The sequence below is a fragment of the Pseudomonas sp. 5Ae-yellow genome (genome assembly GCF_014077575.1).
Lineage (GTDB): Bacteria > Pseudomonadota > Gammaproteobacteria > Pseudomonadales > Pseudomonadaceae > Halopseudomonas > Halopseudomonas neustonica.
Genome location: NZ_JACGWE010000034.1, coordinates 19,872 through 34,816 on the forward strand (window position 1 = coordinate 19,872; position 14,945 = coordinate 34,816).

16 protein-coding genes and 1 tRNA gene are annotated in these 14,945 nt (G+C 55.3%); 10 read left to right on the forward strand and 7 right to left on the reverse strand.

Features of this window, described 5'->3' with window-relative positions; translation table 11 throughout:
- Positions 1-144: 144 nt before the first annotated feature.
- The 3 genes from H4J77_RS15600 to tal all read left to right on the forward strand — a co-directional run bounded on the left by H4J77_RS15600 (position 145) and on the right by tal (position 2,817).
- Complete coding sequence (locus H4J77_RS15600) at positions 145-447, forward strand: DUF2845 domain-containing protein (RefSeq protein WP_123889004.1); 303 nt, start codon at positions 145-147, stop codon at positions 445-447.
- A gap of 336 nt (positions 448-783) precedes the next feature.
- Positions 784-1,827: a tRNA dihydrouridine(20/20a) synthase DusA gene (dusA, locus tag H4J77_RS15605; protein WP_123889005.1), complete on the forward strand. Its 1,044-nt coding sequence runs from the start codon at positions 784-786 to the stop codon at positions 1,825-1,827.
- A 39-nt stretch (positions 1,828-1,866) separates the two neighbouring features.
- Positions 1,867-2,817 (forward strand): transaldolase, encoded by a 951-nt coding sequence (tal, locus tag H4J77_RS15610; RefSeq protein ID WP_123889006.1) that lies wholly within the window; start codon positions 1,867-1,869, stop codon positions 2,815-2,817.
- Here the strand turns inward: tal and rssC are convergent.
- The gene (rssC, locus tag H4J77_RS15615; protein WP_123889048.1) at positions 2,806-3,291 is read right to left on the reverse strand and encodes an anti-sigma factor antagonist RssC; all 486 of its coding nucleotides are present in this window, start codon (positions 3,289-3,291) and stop codon (positions 2,806-2,808) included. The two genes, tal and rssC, sit on opposite strands and share 12 nt — an antisense overlap.
- Positions 3,291-4,481, reverse strand: coding sequence for a PP2C family protein-serine/threonine phosphatase (locus H4J77_RS15620; RefSeq protein WP_123889007.1), 1,191 nt, complete (start codon positions 4,479-4,481; stop codon positions 3,291-3,293). Before H4J77_RS15620 ends, rssC begins: the two co-directional genes overlap by 1 nt.
- Positions 4,482-4,709: 228 nt before the next feature.
- Here H4J77_RS15620 and H4J77_RS15625 point away from each other — a divergent pair, with 228 nt between their 5' ends.
- Positions 4,710-5,015: a PilZ domain-containing protein gene (locus H4J77_RS15625; RefSeq protein ID WP_123889008.1), complete on the forward strand. Its 306-nt coding sequence runs from the start codon at positions 4,710-4,712 to the stop codon at positions 5,013-5,015.
- Positions 5,016-5,046: 31 nt separating this feature from the next.
- On the opposite strand, the gene H4J77_RS15630 is transcribed toward H4J77_RS15625, so the two are convergent.
- A complete protein-coding gene (locus H4J77_RS15630; protein ID WP_123889049.1) occupies positions 5,047-5,775 on the reverse strand; it encodes a VacJ family lipoprotein in 729 nt (242 codons plus the stop codon).
- A 106-nt stretch (positions 5,776-5,881) separates the two neighbouring features.
- Here H4J77_RS15630 and H4J77_RS15635 point away from each other — a divergent pair, with 106 nt between their 5' ends.
- From H4J77_RS15635 to H4J77_RS15645, 3 genes are all read left to right on the forward strand, one after another.
- Entirely contained in the window at positions 5,882-6,310 is a 429-nt protein-coding gene (locus H4J77_RS15635; RefSeq protein ID WP_235869663.1) for a thioesterase family protein, read from the forward strand.
- A gap of 123 nt (positions 6,311-6,433) precedes the next feature.
- A complete protein-coding gene (locus H4J77_RS15640; RefSeq protein ID WP_123889009.1) occupies positions 6,434-6,991 on the forward strand; it encodes a hypothetical protein in 558 nt (185 codons plus the stop codon).
- 63 nt (positions 6,992-7,054) lie between these two features.
- The gene (locus tag H4J77_RS15645; RefSeq protein ID WP_123889010.1) at positions 7,055-7,333 is read left to right on the forward strand and encodes a DUF4404 family protein; all 279 of its coding nucleotides are present in this window, start codon (positions 7,055-7,057) and stop codon (positions 7,331-7,333) included.
- A gap of 77 nt (positions 7,334-7,410) precedes the next feature.
- On the opposite strand, the gene queF is transcribed toward H4J77_RS15645, so the two are convergent.
- Genes queF through H4J77_RS15660 form a run of 3 tightly spaced genes read right to left on the reverse strand, consistent with a single transcriptional unit; the run spans position 7,411 to position 10,015 of the window.
- On the reverse strand, positions 7,411-8,250 hold the full coding sequence (gene queF, locus H4J77_RS15650) for an NADPH-dependent 7-cyano-7-deazaguanine reductase QueF (RefSeq protein WP_123889011.1): 840 nt from the start codon (positions 8,248-8,250) through the stop codon (positions 7,411-7,413).
- Positions 8,251-8,304: 54 nt separating this feature from the next.
- The gene (locus tag H4J77_RS15655; RefSeq protein ID WP_123889051.1) at positions 8,305-9,081 is read right to left on the reverse strand and encodes an ABC transporter permease; all 777 of its coding nucleotides are present in this window, start codon (positions 9,079-9,081) and stop codon (positions 8,305-8,307) included.
- 1 nt (position 9,082) lies between these two features.
- Complete coding sequence (locus tag H4J77_RS15660; protein WP_123889012.1) at positions 9,083-10,015, reverse strand: ABC transporter ATP-binding protein; 933 nt, start codon at positions 10,013-10,015, stop codon at positions 9,083-9,085.
- A 207-nt stretch (positions 10,016-10,222) separates the two neighbouring features.
- On the opposite strand from H4J77_RS15660, the gene H4J77_RS15665 reads away from it, so the two are divergent.
- The 3 genes from H4J77_RS15665 (at position 10,223) to H4J77_RS15675 (ending at position 14,732) form a co-directional block, all read left to right on the forward strand.
- Positions 10,223-11,533 carry an MFS transporter gene (locus H4J77_RS15665; protein ID WP_218565736.1) on the forward strand — a complete coding sequence of 437 codons (1,311 nt, stop codon included), beginning with the start codon at positions 10,223-10,225 and terminating at the stop codon, positions 11,531-11,533.
- A gap of 159 nt (positions 11,534-11,692) precedes the next feature.
- Entirely contained in the window at positions 11,693-14,242 is a 2,550-nt protein-coding gene (locus H4J77_RS15670) for an acyl-CoA dehydrogenase (RefSeq protein WP_123889013.1), read from the forward strand.
- An 85-nt stretch (positions 14,243-14,327) separates the two neighbouring features.
- On the forward strand, positions 14,328-14,732 hold the full coding sequence (locus H4J77_RS15675) for a PA2817 family protein (protein WP_123889014.1): 405 nt from the start codon (positions 14,328-14,330) through the stop codon (positions 14,730-14,732).
- A gap of 70 nt (positions 14,733-14,802) precedes the next feature.
- Here H4J77_RS15675 and H4J77_RS15680 read toward each other — a convergent pair.
- Positions 14,803-14,891: transfer RNA gene (locus H4J77_RS15680), tRNA-Gly, on the reverse strand.
- Positions 14,892-14,945: the final 54 nt, after the last annotated feature.

A 14,945-nucleotide genomic window follows, 5' to 3' on the forward strand; every position in this document is an offset into this window, starting at 1 on the left:
GCCCCACGTAACTCATATCCTTTTACAACGGGAATAACGTGCCAAGTGCAATATCCAGATTGTGTTGCTAAGTTAGGCAAAGTGGGCAAAGTGGGCAAAGTAAGACGGATAAAAAATGATTTAAAACAGGGAGAGTCCAAACACATGAGAAAAACCACCAACATCTGTATAGCGCTGGCAATGACCGCGTTCTCGTTCTCTGCCAGCGCAGGATTGCGCTGTGACAACGGGCTGGTTTCCGAAGGAGATACCACACTGGAAGTTGAGCTGAAGTGCGGCAAGCCGGTGAACTCCTCAGTCACCAACCCTGCCACGGATGCGGACGGCAACCTCCTAGAGGGCGGAGCTACAGTAGAGCGCTGGGTTTACGGTCCAAATAACGGCATGTATCGCTATCTTCGCTTCGTCGACGGCACACTGGTCGATATCGATAGCAAGCGCCAATAAGCTGTCTTTGCCTCGTCAGCTCGACCAGTGATAAAACCACTACTAGCGGGTTTACAGGCTAGTGGGCTGTCAGGCCGCACCATCCGGCTCTGGCAGCCCAAAACACAGCACCACTGCTAACACTAAAGCCACTCGCTCCCACTGGACTGCTAATACGTTGAACCAGCCAGCCTGGAGTCAAAAGACGCGCTTTCCTGATAAACTAGCAAACCCCGGCAACCGTTACGGAGTTGCACTGGGTAACTCGATTTTCCGCTTTTGTGCGCAGTGATTTCGCGGCGCCTGTCAAAAGCACGTGAAAACGGCAGCAAACAAGCACTAAACAGGCACCCAGCAATGCACCCAAACCAACCATCCAGCCCAGCAACCACGCGCCCCGAGCCCAATCGCCGCTTCTCCGTTGCGCCGATGATGGATTGGACTGACCGGCATTATCGTTACTTCGCCCGGCTGATCACGCGCCATGCGTTGCTATATACCGAGATGGTGACCACCGGCGCCATTATCCATGGCGATCGCTCACGCTTTCTGGGGTTCAACCCTGAGGAGCATCCGCTTGCGCTGCAGCTCGGTGGCAGTAATGCCGATGAATTGGGCCAGTGCGCGGCGCTAGCCGAGCAGGCAGGTTTTGCTGAAGTAAATCTGAATGTTGGCTGTCCTAGCGACCGGGTGCAAAACAACTTGATTGGCGCCTGTCTGATGGGCCACCCGCAATTGGTTGCCGATGGCGTCAAAGCCATGCGCGACGCTTGCCAAATACCGGTGACGGTTAAACACCGCATCGGCATTAACGGCCGCGACAGCTACGCAGAGCTCTGTGATTTCGTTGGGCAGGTACATGAGGCTGGCTGCACCACCTTTGCTGTGCATGCGCGAATTGCCATCCTTGAGGGGCTGTCACCTAAAGAGAATCGCGACGTACCTCCACTGAAATACGACGTAGTACACCAGTTGAAGCGTGACTTTCCACAGCTGGAAATCCTGCTTAACGGCGGTTTGACCGACCTAGAGGTGATGCAGCAGCATTTACAAGATCTCGATGGCGTCATGGTCGGACGTGAGGCTTACCACAACCCCTATATGATGGCTGAGGTTGATCATCGTTTCTACGCGGACGACACCCCGCCATTATCCCGTCTTGAGATTATGGCCAGGATGCGACCCTACATCGCCCGCCACATCGAGCAGGGTGGCGTTATGAATCACGTTACGCGGCACATTCTTGGACTATTTCAAGGCTTACCCGGTGCACGGCATTTCCGGCGCCAGCTAAGCAGTGCCATTCATAAGACCGATCAGCCACTGGCGCTCTATGATCAGTTACTGGACGATATGACACTGCGCCAGCAGCCACGCGATTGCGAGCGTCAGCCCGCTTGAGGTAAGGTCAAGGCAATCTGTCGACGCATACGGAATGCCATGAGCTCAAAACTGGAAAGTCTTAAACAACACACGCTGATCGTCGCCGACACTGGCGACATTGAAGCCATTCGCACCTTGCAGCCGGTAGACGCGACTACCAACCCCTCCCTGCTGCTGAAGGCGGCAGAGCAGCCAAGCTACAGCCCTTTGCTTGATCAGGTAATAGCTGACGCCAGGAGCGCTACCAATCCGGTAGCCGAAGCCTGCGATCGCTTTGCCGTTGCGGTCGGTAGTGAAATCATCAAGCTGATCCCTGGCCGCATCTCAACCGAGGTAGATGCACGCCTGTCATTTGATCGCCCTGCAACGCTGAAAAAAGCCATTGAGCTAATCGAGCGCTATGAACGTGCAGGCGTCACTCGCGACCGCGTTCTGATCAAGATCGCCTCCACGTGGGAAGGCATTCAGGCCGCGGCTGAGCTAGAGCGAGAAGGCATTCAGTGCAACCTCACCCTGCTCTTCTCCTTTGCTCAGGCCAAGGCCTGCGCCGACGCTGGTGTTTTTCTGATTTCACCCTTCGTGGGTCGTATCTACGATTGGTACAAAAAACAGGAAGGGCGCGATTTCAGCGGCCTGGATGATCCAGGCGTGCAATCCGTCGCGCGAATTTACCGATACTACAAGAAGCATCTGTATAACACCGTTGTCATGGGCGCCAGCTTCCGCAATATGGGACAGATAGAGGCGTTGACCGGTTGTGACCGACTCACCATCAGTCCCGCGTTATTGCAGAGCCTGAAGGATGAGGACGGCGTATTAACGCCCTCCTCGCTGCTGACCAACGGGCAGGTAGATGAACGCGATATTTTGAATGAAAGTCGCTTCCGCTGGCAGCATAATGAAGATGCTATGGCCACAGAGAAACTGGCAGAAGGCATACGCGCCTTTGCTGCCGATCAGGTCAAGTTGGAAAAACTGGTTATTGCTCGACTGGAATCAGGCGTCTGATTCCAGTGCGCTGACCAGGTCACGGAAGGCTTCGCGGTTATTCTCATTAAGCTGCATCAAAATATGATGCGCTTCGAGCACCTTCTTTTTGACCTTGTCTTCAGACAGGATCTGCCCAGGCAGATCCTGTAATTCGGCGCAGGTCGGCGTAGTTTCCGGCACGATATTGAATACCTGATCAAAGCCCATGCTTTGCAGCAGACGATTCATATCATCGTGATTGGACACCAGCGTCGGTAGAAATCCCACCTTTTGCTTGGACAGGATCGACAGTTTGGCCAGCAAGCCAAGCGAGGTACTGTCTATGCCTTCGGTTTCAGTCAGATCAATCACAATCGACTCAAAGCTCAAGACACTGAAAATCTTTTCGATATAGGCATCCAGCGCCGCGCACAGCGTCAGCCTGACGTCACCAATGAACTTGAGTACAAAGGTGCCCTGCGATTCCGCAAACTGGATCTTGCCAGTAGTCATCATTCTGCGTTCCTGCCTAACACCAAAACGGAAATATCATCGGGCATGGTCTTGTTGGGGTCGATACCCAAACCAGCCATCAACCCACGCAACGCGCCACCTGACTCGGCAAACAACTGAGGTAGCCGCGCCTCCTTCTCTTTCAGCGTAGTACCTTCAAGGCAATCCAACACGCCATCCGAACATAGCGCCAGACTAAACTGCGCTGGCAAGTCAATCACCTCGTCCTGATACTCGGCGTCTTCAAACAAACCAACCGGCCGTCCCCTGCCTTGCAGGTAACTCGCCTCGCCATCAGCAAAAATTACCGGCAACGGCAAGTGCCCACCAATACTGTAAGTCAGGGTTTGCTGCTGCTCATCAATCACACCGCCCAGCATAGTGACATGCTTGCCCAAATTACAGGCAATAAGGCTGCGGTTGATATGGCTAAGCACATCGGAAGGCTTGAATTCGATACGGCCAGAACTCTCTGCCTTACGCTGCTCATACATCAAACGCGTGGTCATGAACTTGAGCAACACTGTCACGAAGGCAGAGGAAGATCCGTGCCCGGAGACGTCCGCCAGATAAAAGGCCAGCTGACTGTCGGACACGCGAAAGTAGTCAACAAAGTCGCCAGACAGATAAAGCGAGGGGATCAAACGGTGCTCGAAGCGGTACTCGCCACTAGCCCAAGGCGATGCCGGGAGCATGTTCAGCTGCACCTGATGGCCGGCAGCCTGGTCATCACGCAATTCCTTGAGATGGTTTTCGAGCTCGCGATTAGCACGTTCAAGACGCTCTCTAATACGCTGATTTTCCAAACTCAGGCGAGAGCGCTCAAGCGAGCGGGCCACGGCGTGCTCAAGAACAACCAGATCATCAAGGGGTTTAATCAGATAATCGCTGGCACCCAGGCGCAGCGCTTCAACCACATCAGCCATGACGCCGTCGGCGGATATGACAATAACCGGCATATCCTGATCGCGCTCGGTGATCTCGCGAACCAGGGCAAAACCACTATTATCACCCAGGTGAAGATCACACAGCACCAGGCCCGGGCGCTGCGCATTGAAGATCGCAAGCCCCTCGCTGGCATCTCTGGCCTGCAGGACATCATATCCACCACGTTCCATATGCGCTGAAATGCGCTGCCGAACGTGATCATCGTCGTCAATCACCAGCAGTGTCGTGCCTGGAAGCTGCATAGAGTCCCTACGTCATTGTCATGGAGCGCGGCTAAAGCCATGACCACAGGGTGGAGAGCCAAAATCAGGTAAAAACCTGATGTTTTCAAGGGCCAAACAGTACTCCCATCCGTACCAGCAAGCAACCGTTACCCGCTGAGCCGGTGGCGCTTGTCTCCGAGCATAGTCGGCACTAGGATACATAAGAATAAAAATCGATATCCTGTTTCGCCTCAGCCGGAGTAGACCATGTCATTTCATGACCAGCAGTACAGCGAAAAACGTGACTTCATGCGCATGAAAATGGAGACCACAGCCACACTGACGGTCATCGCCGAGAACCTGACCCATTCGGTACACTGCCATGATCTATCGAACCAGGGTGCGCAGATTCAATGCCCCCAGAGCATTGCCGAAGACACGGCAGTAGAACTCAACATACCCTCCCCTACACCAGGCATGAAAGGCTTGCAGGCCAGAGGGCAGGTCGTGCGCTGCGCGGCGACCGAAGGGGGCAGCTACGCTATTGGCATTCAGTTCGACACCCTCGACTGAGGGTGCGGCCAAGCGGTGAGACGTACCAGACTTAGAACTCGTCTGGTACGTTGCCATCTTTGACTTTATATTCGCGGTTTTGCAAATACGCGTTGCGGATAAAGGTATAGCGATCACCGCGAACCAGGCGCTCGCGCTCAAGCAGACCTGCGCGCGTATCAACCAGGTCCAGTGCAAACCAGGAGTTACGCACTGGCACGTCGCTGATGTAACCGGTGTAAGTGTAATTAAAGAAGTTTTCCGGCAGCTTTGAAGCCGTATCGCGCAGCGTGCTTGGTCCGAGCAGCGGCATGACAAAATAGGGCCCACTCTCGACGCCCCAGGCCCCCAGCGTTTGCCCCAAATCTTCATCATTGCGCTGCAGCCCCATGCGGGTCGCTACATCAACAATCCCCAGACCACCCAACACGCTATTGAACAGGAACCGCGAAACGTCCACGCCAGCATCGCGAAACTTGCCCTGTAGGGTATTGTTAACAAAGTTCTTCGGCTCACCGAGATTATTGAAGAAATTGCTCACCCCGTCATTCACGAACGTCGGCGTGGCCCAGTTATAGGCCTTGGCAGCAGGCTTGAGCGTGTAACGATCAAGTGTGTCGTTGAACTTAAAGGTAAACCGATTCACTTTCTCCCACGGATCTGGATTCTCATATACGGAGCCGTATTCATCGTAGGAATCGTCGGCAAAAACAGGTGTAATACACGCCAGTGTCGAAAATGACAGTAACAATGCACCTGTGCCCGAATGTAAAAGTTTCATCAGCAACGTCTCCGTTTTCATCTCTGAATAACCGGCAGCGTCCTGATGCCGCCAGCCGGGCGTGTAAGTGTAATGCAAAATAACCGTATAAATCAGCGATTTTACTATGACCGAAAGCAACAAACCTATGCTCTACCGCTGCGAACTGCCCGTTCGCTACGGCGATATGGACAGCAACCAGCATGTCAACAACACCCGCTACTACCAGTACCTGGAAGAAGCCCGCATTCTGTGGCTCGATGGCCTGGGAGCGCATCGGCGTGAAGTTGGCCAAGGGCTGGTGTTACTGACCTGCACACATCACTTCCTGAGACCCGTAGTGCACCCCAATACCGTTATTGTCGAGCTGTTTGCCGGTGATGTTGGGCGCACCAGCTTATCGCTGGATCACCGCATGTTCGTCAAAGGTCAGCCGGAGCTGGTTGGTCAGGGTGACGTCAAGATGGTATGGATCGACGTTAGCACCCAGCGCCCCATCCCCGTTCCCGACAGCGTACGTATCGCGATGGGGAAAGAGCCTTTGGGTGAGACCTGAACACACTGTCATTAAGCCGTAACACACTTGTCAGAATATGCTGGGTCAGCCTGCAATCAGTCATCGTGATGTTCAACGCTGCCTGTTTGCACCTTAAGGTGTTGCCACAAAAGGACCTGGCCCATGCTGCAAACTCAAATCGAGGCCGTCATCTTTGATGTAGTCGGCACCCTGCTGCCCTGTGATACGCAAACGACTGCACCACCGATGCTTGCGCAAGCAGCACCGGTATTAAAGATGCTCACGCTTGCCCAACAAGACGTGGGTTTATTTAGCCAAACACCTTTAAAGCTTCCTTCGGAACTAACCGAGTATGCGTACCGGCACGCAAATGACACCCAGCGTGCGACGCCCGACCCAGACCTGCCAACCCTGGTCGCACTGGCGATGCAAAGCCACCGCCTCAACCAGTGCATCCTGATCAGTGGTAACTCAGCTGGCATTGAAGCCGGCCTGCGCGCCGGCATGTGGACAGTAGGTACAGCCCTGAGCGGCAGTCTGAACAAAAACGTACTCGCCCAATGGCCACAGCTACCGCCCACTGAGCAGGATCAACTGCGGATGCAGGCAACCATGGCGCTACTCAACGCCGGCGCACATTACGTCATAGACGCCGTTGACGAGCTGCTACCTTGCCTGACAGACATCAACCAACGCCTGAAAAAAGGCGAGCGGGCTTAAATCGGGGCGGACGCAGCCATGGCTCACAGGTTATAGTAAGCAAAACCGTTACTGGAGTAAGCCATGCCCACACAGCGCCTGAAAGCCCAACTGGAGTCCCTGCAGGACACGCTAAACGATCCCAACGCAGAGCTGACTGCGGAAGAGCGCGAAGCCTTGCAGAACATGGCCAACAATATCTATGCGCACCTGCTGGTAAAAGAAGGTGATGAGCCGGCAGAGGAAGATCCTACCCTGGTCGACGGGGTCAACCTGATGGCCGAGCAATTTGCCGTGCGTCACCCCACCCTAGCTGGCACCCTGCGTAGTGTGATGCAAACACTGTCCGACATGGGCATCTAAGACCAGACCAGCACTTGCGCAGCATAAAAAACGCCGGCATCGCCGGCGTTTTGCTGTCTGCTATTTACCTGCCCAGACTATTGCCGGGCTAGACGCAGGTTTTCCGGCACGCCCGGCTGCGTGGAGCGATAGGGGTTGATATCGAGGCCGCCACGACGCACATAACGCGCGTAGACCGTCAACTCACAACCCTCTCCCAGAAGCTTGCTTATATCCATAAAAATGCGCTCTACGCATTGCTCGTGAAAATCTGCGTGCTGACGGAAAGACACCAGATAGCGCAGCAATGCCGCCCGATCCAATTGCGGCCCACGATAGCTGATCTGCAAACTCCCCCAGTCAGGCTGCCCGGTCACCGGGCAGTTGGACTTCAACAGATGACTATAAAGCTGCTCGCTTACTTGCACACTAGGGAGCCGCAGCGCCAACAGCGCCGGATCATAATGATAACGGCTGATCTCGACGTCCTCGGTATCCAGGCACTCACCTGTGAGCGGCAGCATGCCAGCGTTGTGTAACTGCTGCATACCTAGCAAACGCACCATCACCGGACCTTGCGCAGCGACTGAAAGGTCAGCTTCAAGCGTTTGCTGTACTTCCTGACGATCACGAAAAACCGTTTGATTGAAGGAGTTCAGATATAACTTGAAAGACTTCGACTCAACGATGCGCGCAGCCTTGATCGGAAATACAAACTCCGCCGCCGCAACTTCAGGCTTGCCGGAGGGTGTCAGCCAAGAGAGCTCATAGCAGTTCCAGATATCCACCCCATGAAAGGGCAACGCCGCGGCGTCCAACCCCAGCTCCTGCCATTTAGGCAGTCGCGGTATCGGAAACAACAGTGACGGCGTATAAACGCTGACGTAGGCGCTGGATTTGCCTAGTGGCGAGGCGTCCGCCGGATGTTCTGACAACATGCTCGATCTCTCCAAAAATGTGCCGCGAACGGTGCTGCCCGCGCGGCTGACTGGCTACTGCCGCATACCCGTGCCGCGCACCAGCAGCCAATAACTCAAACTGTACAGCGCTACGGTGAACACCGCCATAATGATCAGCGCCGTTGCTATCGGAATGTCCGAGACACCAAGAATGCCATAGCGGAACGCATTCACCATGTGCAGGATCGGGTTGACCATAGACAACCCCTGCCAGAACGGCGACAACAGATGAATAGAATAGAAGACACCGCCCAGGTACGTCAGCGGCGTCAGCACAAAGGTCGGCACAATTGAGATGTCATCAAAGGTGCGCGCGAATACCGAGTTAATAAAGCCGCCCAGCGAGAACACCAATGAGGTGAAGAACACCACACAGATGGTCAGGCCGATGTGCTGCACCTGCAAACGGGTAAAGAACAACGACATAAGCGTCACAATCAAGCCCACTGCCAAACCCCGCGCCACACCACCAAAGGTGTAACCAAGCAGAATGACGTGCGGCGATACGGGCGCCACCATCAGCTCTTCAATCGAGCGCTGAAACTTGGTACTGAAAAAGCTCGACGCCACATTCGAATAGCTATTGGTGATAACCGACATCATGATCAGGCCCGGCACGATGTAATCGATATAAGCAAACCCATCCATCTCGCCGATACGCGAGCCGATCATCTTGCCAAAAATCACAAAATACAGCGCCATGACAATCCCCGGCGGCAGCAGCGTCTGCGGCCATATCCGGGTAAAGCGCTTGATTTCCTTAAATAAAATAGTGGTGAAGGCAATCCAGCTACTACGCCAATGCATCATCTCAAGCGGCCCCTTTTTCAGCATTTTCGTCAACCAGCATGAGGAATAGCTCTTCCAGACGGTTACTCTTGTTACGCATGCTCAACACACTGATGTCCTGCCGGCTCAATTCGGTGAAAAGTGCGTTCATACCCTGCTCCTTGTCGACCTGCACCTCAATGGTGTGGTCATCGACAAACCGACAGGGATAACCGGGAATCTCCGGCGCATGATCAAAGCTGTTGGCACAATCGAGCAAAAAGGTTTCGACGTGCAGCCCGCCCAGTAGCTTGCGCATGCTGGTGTTATGGATAATCTCGCCCTGATCAATAATTGCGATGTTTTTGCACAGATGCTCGGCCTCTTCCAGATAGTGCGTCGTCAGCACGATGGTGATGCCTTGTTCATTGATCTCTTGCAAAAACTGCCACATGGAGCGGCGAATCTCGATATCGACCCCGGCGGTTGGCTCATCAAGAATGAGCAACTTTGGTTCATGAATAAGCGCACGGGCGATCATCAATCGGCGCTTCATGCCGCCTGACAGCATGCGCGAGGGCACATCGCGCTTTTCCCACAAGCCCAAGCGCTTGAGATACTGCTCCGCCTTTACCTTGGCTTCTTTGTGCGCAATGCCGTAATAACCTGCCTGGTTGACCAGAATGTCCATGGTCTTTTCAAACTGGCTAAAGTTGAACTCCTGCGGCACGACACCGATGCAACGCTTGGCCGCCAGAAGGTCGGAATCAATACTGTGACCAAAGATACTGACCTCACCGACCGACTTGTTAACCAATGAAGAAAGGATGCCGATGGTGGTTGATTTACCCGCGCCATTAGGACCAAGCAGCGCAAAGAAATCGCCTTCGCGCACCTCCAGGTCAATTCCCTTTAGCGCACGCATACCGTTGGAATAGGTTTTTTCCAGCCCGCTGATACGAATAGCTGCCGTCATGCAGATGCCTTATAAGCCAGAGAAGTGAATGCCTAACAATGGGGGCAAACTGATCATAATCAACCCCTCAGCAGCGGCCCGACCAATTTCCGTAACACGGAGAAACACTTACAAATCTGCTACAAATGTGACCGGGCGGTCGATTGTGGCTCAAGAAGAGACATCGTATTCTCGCCGGCACAACAACAAGCACCCCCGGAGATTTTCATGGCCGCTACACCGGATACCCCGGTCGACGAGACAGACATGTCCAGTCGCATCACCCCCGCCTACCGCCGTTATGCGCTCATTCTACTAGTACTTGCGTACACCTCGAGCCACATCGACCGCAACATCGTCGGCATTCTGATAGAACCTATCAAAGCCGACCTGATGCTATCCGACACCCAAATGGGTTTTCTTTCGGGCATAGCATTTGCTCTGTTCTACGCCACCCTGGGCATTCCTATTGCCGTCTTTGCTGACCGCTCCAATCGTCGCAATATTATTGCCTGGTCGATTGCCATCTGGAGCGCCATGACCGCCGTCTGCGGGACTGCACAAAGCTTCTGGCAGCTCGCGATCGCGCGTGTTGGCGTAGGTATTGGCGAGGCCGGTTCAGGCCCTTCATCACATTCGATGATTGCCGATTTGTACCCCAAAGAGAAACGCTCCAGCGCCATGTCGATCTACGCCTTGGGCGTCTACTTCGGCATCATGCTCGGCTTTCTTATTGGTGGTTTCGTCGCCGAGTGGTGGGGATGGCGTGCGGCTTTCCTGGTCGTTGGTGCCCCGGGTCTATTAATCGCCCTGCTGGTGCGCTTCACCATGATAGAGCCGCCGCGCGGCTTTGCTGACGGCGTCAAGCCACCACCACTAGGCAAAGTTAATGTATGGGCCGGTTTCGCCTCACTTTGGAATGTACGCACCACGCGCCACGTTGTCTGCGGCGTCACGCTCACCGCACTGGTAGGCTACGGCACTATCGTCTGGGCGCCCGCCTTCCTTATTCGCAGCCACGGCATGACACCTAGTGAAGTTGGTCTATTCCTCGGCCCAGCGCTGGGTATTGTGGGCGGGCTTGGCGCTTACATCGGCGGCATGCTGGCCGACCACCTCGCGACCAAGGATGCGCGCTGGAATGCCTGGATTGTCGGCATCGCCAAAATGCTGTCCATTCCATTCATCTGCGCTTTCTACCTGATCGACAACACCTATCTGGCGCTGGCCTTTTATATGCCCGCCGCTTTTTTGGGTGCTTTTTACCTTGGGCCTAGCTTCGGCATGATTCAAAGCCTGACGCCGCTGCGCAGCCGCGCCCTGGCATCGGCGATCATGCTGTTTATCCTCAATCTGTTTGGCCTGGGCTTTGGCCCACAACTGATCGGCATCGCCAGTGACCTGATGCGCGTCTGGTTCGAGAGCGACAGTTTGCGCTATGCGCTGCTGGCAGCCACCTTCGTCAATGTATGGGCTTCTGCACACTACTATCTGGCAGGTAAAACCCTGAAACAAGATACCGCCAACGTAATCGGCTGATGCAGCACTGCCCTGCAACACCCATATCCCCGGCGGCTCCACTGCAACCAGTCGGAACCGCCGGGCTTCTTCCCGGTCCATAAGCAAACGCCTGTCTGCAACATCGCGCCGACAAAGCGACTATGCTGACTACTGGATCTCTGGAAGAAGGAAGACTTCATGCTAACTCTGCTTTGGCTACTTGGCTTGCTGCTCTGTATCGCAGCCGTGGCCTACGTCCGTACCAGCCTGCTGAACGCCTGTCTCGGCGTAGGGGCCTACTTACTGGTAATGACCCTATTGGGGCCAGTGCACTGGGTACTGGACCTGGTGCTTTGGGCCGTATTTCTTTGCGTGGCCGTCCCTCTCAATCTGCCCGATGTGCGCCGCAATCAAATAAGCGCGCCGCTCTTCGGTTGGTTCAAAAAAGTCCTGCCACCCCTTTCCGATACCGAACAGGAAGCCCTCGATGCAGGGACTGTCTGGTGGGATGGCGAGCTGTTCAGCGGTCGCCCGGACTGGAGCAAACTCCACGGTTTCCCTGTTCCGCGCCTAACCCCGGAAGAACAGGCCTTTCTCGATGGTCCAGTGGAAGAGCTCTGCAGCATGACCAACGAGTGGGAAGTCACCACCGAGCGTCAGGACCTGCCACCAAAGGTCTGGAGCTTCATCAAGGACAACGGCTTCTTTGGCCTGATTATCCCCAAGGAATACAACGGCAAAGGCTTTTCAGCGTATGCCCACTCGCAGATCGCCATGAAGCTGGCGAGCCGCAGCGGCGACCTTGGCTCAACGGTCATGGTGCCCAACTCCTTGGGGCCAGCCGAACTCTTGATGCACTATGGTACTAACGAACAGAAGCAGCATTACCTGCCGCGCCTGGCCGACGGCAAGGAAATACCCTGCTTCGCCCTTACCGCACCGGAGGCTGGCTCAGACGCGGGCTCCATGACGGACCAGGGCATCATCTGCAAAGGCCAGTGGGAAGGTGAAGAAGTCATCGGTATGCGCCTGACCTGGGAAAAGCGTTACATCACCCTGGGCCCTATTGCTACCGTCCTTGGGCTGGCGTTCAAAGCCTACGACCCGGACCACCTGCTAGGTGACGAGGAATCACTCGGCATTACCCTCGCCTTGATCCCGACCGACACCGAGGGCGTCGAGATTGGCCGCCGCCACTTCCCACTCAATGCCGCGTTCATGAACGGGCCGAATTCTGGCAAGGACGTGTTCATCCCCATGAGCTATCTGATCGGCGGCCAGGATCGTATCGGCCAAGGCTGGATGATGCTGATGAACTGCCTCTCAGTGGGCCGCTCAATTTCTCTACCAGCCGGTGGCACCGGCGCGGCGAAAATGGCCAGCATGACGACCGGCGCCTACGCCAGCATTCGTCGGCAGTTCAACTTGCCGATTGGTGAGTTCGAAGGCATTCAGGAAGCACTTGCCCGCATCGGCGGCAACACCTACGTCATGAACGCCACTCGCACCATGACCGCGGGCGCAGTTGATCTGGGCGAAAAACCCTCGGTCCTATCGGCCGTGGTCAAATACCACGTCACCGAACGTATGCGCCAGACCGTCAACGACGCCATGGACGTGCACGGTGGCAAGGGCATTTGTATGGGGCCAAGCAACTACCTTGGTCGCGCCTATCAGTCGGTCCCCATCTCCATAACGGTTGAGGGCGCCAACATACTCACCCGCAGCATGATGATCTTTGGTCAGGGCGCCATCCGTTGCCATCCCTTTGTTCTCAAGGAAATGCTCGCGACTCAAAATGAAGACAAGGATGCCGCGCTGACCGAGTTCGACGACCTGTTGTTCCGCCATATCGGTTTCTCGCTGAGCAACGCCTCAGCCAGTTTGCTGCTGGGGCTGACCGGCGGTCGCCTGGCCGACACCCCGGATTATCCGGCGACCAAAGCCTATTATCGCCAGCTCTCACGCCTTGCTGCTGCCTTTGCTACCGTCACCGACTGCACCATGCTGATGCTCGGCGGCGAACTTAAGCGCAGGGAGCGAATTTCCGCCCGTCTGGGCGATGTGCTGAGCTATCTTTACCTGGCCAGCGCGACGCTCAAACACTTTGATGATCAGGGTCGCCATGAGGAAGACCTGCCCTTCGTGCAATGGGGCGTAGAAGACCTGCTGTTCAAGATCGAGCAGAGCCTTCACGAAGTCTTGCTCAACTTTCCTGACTCGCGTGTTGGTTGCCTGCTACGTGTCGTCGTCTTCCCACTGGGGCGTCGCCTCACGCCACCGGCAGACGCCGTGGGTGTCGAGATCGCGCGTAGCCTGATGAAACCCGGCGGCGCACGAGACCGGCTACTCGATGGCTGTTATCAGAGCCAGGATCCAGCAGACGTAACCGGGTTAATCAACACCACCCTGGAAAAAGTCTTGCAAGCAGACCCGATTGAAGTGCGCCTGGCCAAAGCCATCCGCTCTGGTGAACTCGAACACGACAGCGATGCCGATATGCTGGCTGTAGCTGCCGAGTCGGGTGTTATCAGTCCCGAAGAGGCCGAGCTGGTGCGCGACGCACGTATCGCCAGACGCGCGGTGATCGATGTTGACGATTTTTCCAAAGAGGAAATGGACCCAACAACGCGCAAAACGGGCAAAGCAACAAAGAAACCCGCCACAACCAAGGGCAAACAGGACCCACTTGAAAAAGAAGGTGTCCTGGAGAATCAGCCCTTCCCTCCGCCAACAGCCGAGGAGTAAGCCTTTGGCCGGGAGTGTCAGCAGCTCAGACACCCCCGGCCACGCTTTCTGTTAGACTCCCGCGCCAGAGAAACAGGAGTCCGCCATGAATACACCTCTTAGCTATCACGCCTACCACCTAGCCCTGCTGCAAAGCCTCTACGACACCCTGCGCGCGCAATCAGCCCTACTAGAGCAGGTACCCGAAGAAAGTAATGAGCTTTTTATGGAGCGCTTCGATGAGCTGCTGGCAGAGCTGGAAAAAGGTGATCACGACAGCCTTTATCTGGGCCAGGACATCCTGTGCCAGATCATCAGCCGTTACCCGCAGATAGCCCACCTGATACCGCGAGACTTGCTTTGGTATTTTGGCGGTGACTGCCTGCACTTTATGCCCGACGACGAAATTGCCCAGTATCAGCTACTCGACGAGCACAGGGCCGATGTAGAAGCTCGCGGTGAGGTATTTGACTGGCAACAGGCAAGGCAGTTACTGCAAAGCCCTACCTGATGCGTTCAACGCTGCAACTCATTCGTACGCAATAAAAAACCGCCATTAGGCGGTTTTTTATTGCTCCTGAAGCGGGAAACGAGACCCGAACTCGCGAGGCTCGCCGCCCGCCCCCGACCTCGGCAAGGTCGTGCTCTACCAACTGAGCTATTCCTGCGCCTTCGCACCAAATCGCAGACACAAAAAAACCGCTGCTTGAGCGGTTTCTTTGTT

Excerpts from the sequence above, each read along its gene's own strand:
- H4J77_RS15600 (WP_123889004.1), top strand. The coding sequence starts at position 145 with ATGAGAAAAACCACCAACATCTGTATAGCGCTGGCAATGACCGCGTTC.
- dusA (WP_123889005.1), top strand. The coding sequence starts at position 784 with ATGCACCCAAACCAACCATCCAGCCCAGCAACCACGCGCCCCGAGCCC.
- tal (WP_123889006.1), top strand. The coding sequence starts at position 1,867 with ATGAGCTCAAAACTGGAAAGTCTTAAACAACACACGCTGATCGTCGCC.
- rssC (WP_123889048.1), bottom strand. The coding sequence starts at position 3,291 with ATGACTACTGGCAAGATCCAGTTTGCGGAATCGCAGGGCACCTTTGTA.
- H4J77_RS15620 (WP_123889007.1), bottom strand. The coding sequence starts at position 4,481 with ATGCAGCTTCCAGGCACGACACTGCTGGTGATTGACGACGATGATCAC.
- H4J77_RS15625 (WP_123889008.1), top strand. The coding sequence starts at position 4,710 with ATGTCATTTCATGACCAGCAGTACAGCGAAAAACGTGACTTCATGCGC.
- H4J77_RS15630 (WP_123889049.1), bottom strand. The coding sequence starts at position 5,775 with ATGAAACTTTTACATTCGGGCACAGGTGCATTGTTACTGTCATTTTCG.
- H4J77_RS15635 (WP_235869663.1), top strand. The coding sequence starts at position 5,882 with ATGACCGAAAGCAACAAACCTATGCTCTACCGCTGCGAACTGCCCGTT.
- H4J77_RS15640 (WP_123889009.1), top strand. The coding sequence starts at position 6,434 with ATGCTGCAAACTCAAATCGAGGCCGTCATCTTTGATGTAGTCGGCACC.
- H4J77_RS15645 (WP_123889010.1), top strand. The coding sequence starts at position 7,055 with ATGCCCACACAGCGCCTGAAAGCCCAACTGGAGTCCCTGCAGGACACG.
- queF (WP_123889011.1), bottom strand. The coding sequence starts at position 8,250 with ATGTTGTCAGAACATCCGGCGGACGCCTCGCCACTAGGCAAATCCAGC.
- H4J77_RS15655 (WP_123889051.1), bottom strand. The coding sequence starts at position 9,081 with ATGATGCATTGGCGTAGTAGCTGGATTGCCTTCACCACTATTTTATTT.
- H4J77_RS15660 (WP_123889012.1), bottom strand. The coding sequence starts at position 10,015 with ATGACGGCAGCTATTCGTATCAGCGGGCTGGAAAAAACCTATTCCAAC.
- H4J77_RS15665 (WP_218565736.1), top strand. The coding sequence starts at position 10,223 with ATGGCCGCTACACCGGATACCCCGGTCGACGAGACAGACATGTCCAGT.
- H4J77_RS15670 (WP_123889013.1), top strand. The coding sequence starts at position 11,693 with ATGCTAACTCTGCTTTGGCTACTTGGCTTGCTGCTCTGTATCGCAGCC.
- H4J77_RS15675 (WP_123889014.1), top strand. The coding sequence starts at position 14,328 with ATGAATACACCTCTTAGCTATCACGCCTACCACCTAGCCCTGCTGCAA.